Source organism: Steroidobacter sp. (assembly GCF_016790065.1).
Taxonomy (GTDB): Bacteria; Pseudomonadota; Gammaproteobacteria; order Steroidobacterales; family Steroidobacteraceae; genus Steroidobacter.
The window spans coordinates 1-4,250 of record NZ_JAEUPY010000796.1 but is presented as its reverse complement, the minus strand read 5'-3'; the positions used below and the strand labels follow the sequence as shown (position 1 = coordinate 4,250).

The window sequence follows — 4,250 nt, the reverse complement described above, 5'->3', positions numbered from 1 at the left end:
CCGAGCCGGCATTCACGCAGAATCCTTTCATCGCGTATCCGATCAACGAACAGTCGCAGCGGGGCATCTACGCCACGGTGGGTCTGCAACTTGCAGAACCGCTGCGCCTGACTTTGGGCGGCCGGCAGGGCAAGTACAACTATCACCAGGAGTCGCGCAATGCGACGACTGGGGCGAGATCGGTAGTGCGTTACGAAGACGATGCGTTCATTCCCAGCGCGGCGTTGAACTACACGCTGTCGGATCAGTGGACTGCCTATTTCAGCTTTGGCGAGACCTTCAAGCCGCAAGCCGATCTGCTCGCGCCTCCTTATCCGGGCAATGGTCGGCTCGATCCGGTGACCGGCGACAACCTGGAGTTAGGTGTCAAGGGTGAGATCTTCGAACGTGTCAATGCCGCGGTCGCGATCTATCAGCTCAAGCGCAATGGACAAGGCGCGCTCGACACGTCGTCGCAGTCTGCGAGCAATCCTGCCGATGGCTCTCGCTGCTGTTACATCCCGGTGGGAGAGATCAAGGTGCAGGGCGCCGACCTGGAAATGTCCGGCGCGGTGCTGCCGGATTGGCAGGTGTTCGGCGGTTACACGTACACCAAGACGGACTTCGAAGGTAATCCGACCGGCGTGCGAACGCTGGGCCGGACGCCGGAGCATCAAGTAAAAATCTGGAGCACGTGGCGTTTGCCGGGTAGCTGGAACGCCATGACGCTCAACGCTGGCGTCATCGCGCAAAGCTCGACTGTGTTCGACACCGTGCACTTCGGTGGCTACACGGTGTGGAATGCGTCGGTTCAGTACCGAGTCTCCGATCATTGGTCGCTGGCTGTGAGCGGCGACAACCTGACGGACAAGGTTTATTACCTGCCGACCGGAACGCTCTACAATCAAAACGTGTACGGCACACCTCGCGCGCTGAGTTTCTCCGTTCGCGGCAATTGGTAAGCAATCTTGCGCCCCGGTTCACGGGGCGCCTCTCGACAAGGTGTCCGTCATGATTTCTACAACCCTCGGGCGATGTCGCCCGTTCGCGGCGTTTCTTGCCTGCTGTTTGCTGTTTGTGTCGGGGCGTGCTGCCGCGGCCGATGAGATTGCGAGCCCGCGCATCGCCGAATTGCGTGCGCAGCTGGCATCACAATCCGAAGCTGCACGGACCAGCACGCTGGAAGCGTTCTGGCAGCAAGCCAAAAAGAGCGGGACGCCATTGATCGAGCCCGTCGCCGGCGATGAGAAGTCGATGCTCGTGACGTTCCTGTGGCGTGATGCTGTGAAGGACGGTATGAGCAACGTCGCTGTGAAAAACCAGTTCAAGGACGGCGCGCCGGTGGATCGTCTGGCCAGACTGGAGCACAGCGACGTTTGGTACCGAACTTACAAGCAGAACGCTGCCGGTCGGTTCACCTATAGTTTGGTGTTCCCGGCCGGCTCGACGCCGCATCCCAATGCGCGCCGTCTAAGTTTGGATGGTGTAGTCACGGAGTTCATTGCTGACCCATTGGCGCGAGCCAACTATGGCGAGCACGCTTCTTTCGCCGAAGGTCCGAAAGCAATGCCGGAACCGTGGCGGGATGAACGCAGCGGCGTGCCTCGCGGCCGCGTCGAAGAGTTTCGAGCGACCAGCACCGAACTCGGCAACACGCGTGACATTGCTGTGTATTTGCCGCCTGGCTACAAGGCTGGTGGCGCGTATCCATTCGTCGTGAGTTCTGACAAAGAAAGCGATGCGGAGGAAAAACTGCCGCAGCTGATGGACAACATGATCGCCGACGGCGCCATTCCGCCGATGGTGGTGATCATGGTCAGTTACATCGATGGCGCGCATCGCAACGCCGAGTTGCCGCACAACCCGAAATACACTCGGTTCATCGCGAAAGAGCTGGTGCCTTTGGTGCGCTCGAAATATGGGCTCACGCGCGACCCGAAACAGGCGGTGATCCGGGGTTGCAGCCTCGGCGGCATCGGATCGACCTCGGTGGGGATGGCGTATCCGGAAGTGTTCGGCAATGTGTTGTCGCAGTCGGGCTCTTACTGGTGGACGCCGACCGTGGACCGCGGCGATCGCGAGCGGTTCTACAAAGAGTTGGGATGGTTGCCGAGCCAGTTCGCCACCGGCAAGAAACTGCCGCTGAAGTTTTATCTGGAGCTGGGCAGCGAAGAGGGCGCGGGCCTGATGCAGGCCAACCGGCAATTCCGGGACATTCTGTTGGCCCGCGATTATGACGTGACTTATCAGGAGCACATCGGCATGCACTGTAGCGTCGGTGCCAGAAGCACGTTTCCAACCGGGCTGATCACGCTGGTGGGAACGCGCAAGGGGCGAGCCATGCTCGCTGAGGTCTTGAAGTAATGGCACATCGGAGTTCGCGAGGCGCCACTTATGTGGCGTCGCTCAAAGTATTTGCTGTGATCGCCGGGCTGTGCGGCGCTGGCGCTTCACATGCTGCTGCCTATCCTTCGACCTACCACGCGCCAGCCGCTGAGTACGTCGTGCTCCGTGGCGCGACGGTGTTGACCGGCACCGGTCAGCGCTTGAACGACGCCGACGTGTTGTTGGGCGATGGCTTGATTCAGGCAGTGGGTCAGCACATTGACACTCCCGCGAAGGCGCGCGTCATCGATGCGCGTGGCAAGTGGATCACGCCGGGCTTGATCGACGTGCACTCTCATCTGGGCGTGGCCGCTAGCTGGCAAATGCCGTCGCTCGAGGACGTCAACGAGCGCACCGCGCCGATCACGGCCAATGTGTGGGTGGAGCATTCGATCTGGCCGCAAGATCCAGGCTTCGAAAAAGCTCGCGAAGGCGGAGTCACGACCCTGCAGATCCTGCCCGGGTCGGGCAATTTGGTTGGTGGCCGTGCCGTGACCATAAAGAACGTCGCTGCCGTCACCTATCAGGCCATGAAATTCCCGAACGCGCCGCAGGGATTGAAGATGGCTTGCGGCGAAAACCCCAAGAAGAACTACGGCTCTCGGCAGCAGTCGCCGATGACTCGGATGGGCAACATGGCGGTGTTTCGTCAGGGCTTCGCGGAGGCACAAGACTACCGGCGTCAGCGCTTGCGCTACGAAGCTGACCTCGCGGAATACAACGGCAGCACAAACGCTGCCAAGGCGAAGCCGCCCGCGGAACCCAAGCGTGATTTGCGCTTAGAAACATTGGCCGCGGTGCTCGATGGCGAACTGCTGGTCAATGTGCATTGCTATCGTGCCGATGAGATGGCGTCGATTCTGGATCTGGCGCAGGAGTTCGGTTTCAAGATCGGCACGTTCCATCATGCTGTCGAGGCTTACAAGATCGCGGACCTGCTGGCGAGCTCGCGGGTCTGCGCGGCGATGTGGGCGGACTGGTGGGGCTTCAAACTGGAAGCCTTCGATGGCATTCAAGAGAACATCGCCTTCGTCGAACACGCGGCCGAAGGGTGCGCAATCGTGCATTCGGATTCAGCGCACGATGTGCAGCGACTGAATCAAGAGGCGGCCAAGGCAATGTTTCGTAGCTCACGACTCGGTTGGCCGATAGCGCCGGAGTGCGCGATTCGCTGGCTCACGTTGAACTCGGCTCGGGCGTTGGGCATCGAGTCCCGCACCGGTTCGTTGGAAAGCGGCAAGATGGCCGATGTGGTGGTTTGGAACGGCAATCCGTTCAGTGCCTACGCATTGGCGGAACGAGTGTTCATCGACGGCGCGGAAGTGTTTGACCGTTCACAGCGGCGCGCGACGCCGGCCTCCGACTTCTCGCTCGGCTTTTCAACCGAGGAGCGCGCGCTATGAAGGCTTCGCTATTGTCAGCTGGGGCCCTCGTGGCGATGACGCTCTCTGCCGGCGCTTCCGCGCAGGATGTGTTGATCCGCGGCGCGACTGTTCATACCTTGGAACATTCTCAACCCAAAGCGCGCACTGACGTGCTTGTGCGCAATGGCAAGGTCGCTGCCATCGCATCCAATCTGTCGGCCGACGGCGCTGTACAGGTCATCGAAGCCAACGGTCGACCGGTGACGCCGGGCATCTTCGGCAGTCTGGGCGGCTTGGGTCTCGATGAGGTCACTCAATCCGATTCGAGTTTGCGTGCCGACAGCTCGCAAGGCGTGCGTTTGCATCCGGAGTTCGATAGCAGCGTGGCCTTCAATCCGCGCTCCATCAATATTCCGGTAGCTCGCATCGAAGGAGTGACCTGGACTGTGCTGGCGCCAGGAGCCTCCGATTCCTTCATGGCTGGGCAAGGGGCGGCAATCACACTGGACGGCGAGACGCGTG

The 4,250-nt window shown here is 60.7% G+C and carries 3 protein-coding genes and 1 pseudogene; all 4 read left to right on the top strand.

Translation table 11 applies throughout. The features are described from left to right. Window positions 1-941, top strand: a 941-nt coding sequence (locus tag JNL55_RS32310; RefSeq protein WP_293864418.1) for a TonB-dependent siderophore receptor, incomplete at its 5' end; no start/stop codon positions are given. 49 nt (window positions 942-990) lie between these two features. Continuing rightward, the gene (locus tag JNL55_RS32305; protein WP_293864416.1) at window positions 991-2,343 is read left to right on the top strand and encodes an alpha/beta hydrolase-fold protein; all 1,353 of its coding nucleotides are present in this window, start codon (window positions 991-993) and stop codon (window positions 2,341-2,343) included. Continuing rightward, window positions 2,343-3,767 (top strand): amidohydrolase, encoded by a 1,425-nt coding sequence (locus tag JNL55_RS32300; protein WP_293864414.1) that lies wholly within the window; start codon window positions 2,343-2,345, stop codon window positions 3,765-3,767. The genes JNL55_RS32305 and JNL55_RS32300 overlap by 1 nt, the downstream gene beginning before the upstream one ends. Next, window positions 3,764-4,250: pseudogene (locus JNL55_RS32295) on the top strand (amidohydrolase); the annotation flags it as partial. The gene JNL55_RS32300 and the pseudogene JNL55_RS32295, both read left to right, overlap by 4 nt.

Bases quoted from the DNA above. Each gene is read 5' to 3' on its own strand.
- JNL55_RS32305 (WP_293864416.1), top strand. From the start codon at position 991: ATGATTTCTACAACCCTCGGGCGATGTCGCCCGTTCGCGGCGTTTCTT.
- JNL55_RS32300 (WP_293864414.1), top strand. From the start codon at position 2,343: ATGGCACATCGGAGTTCGCGAGGCGCCACTTATGTGGCGTCGCTCAAA.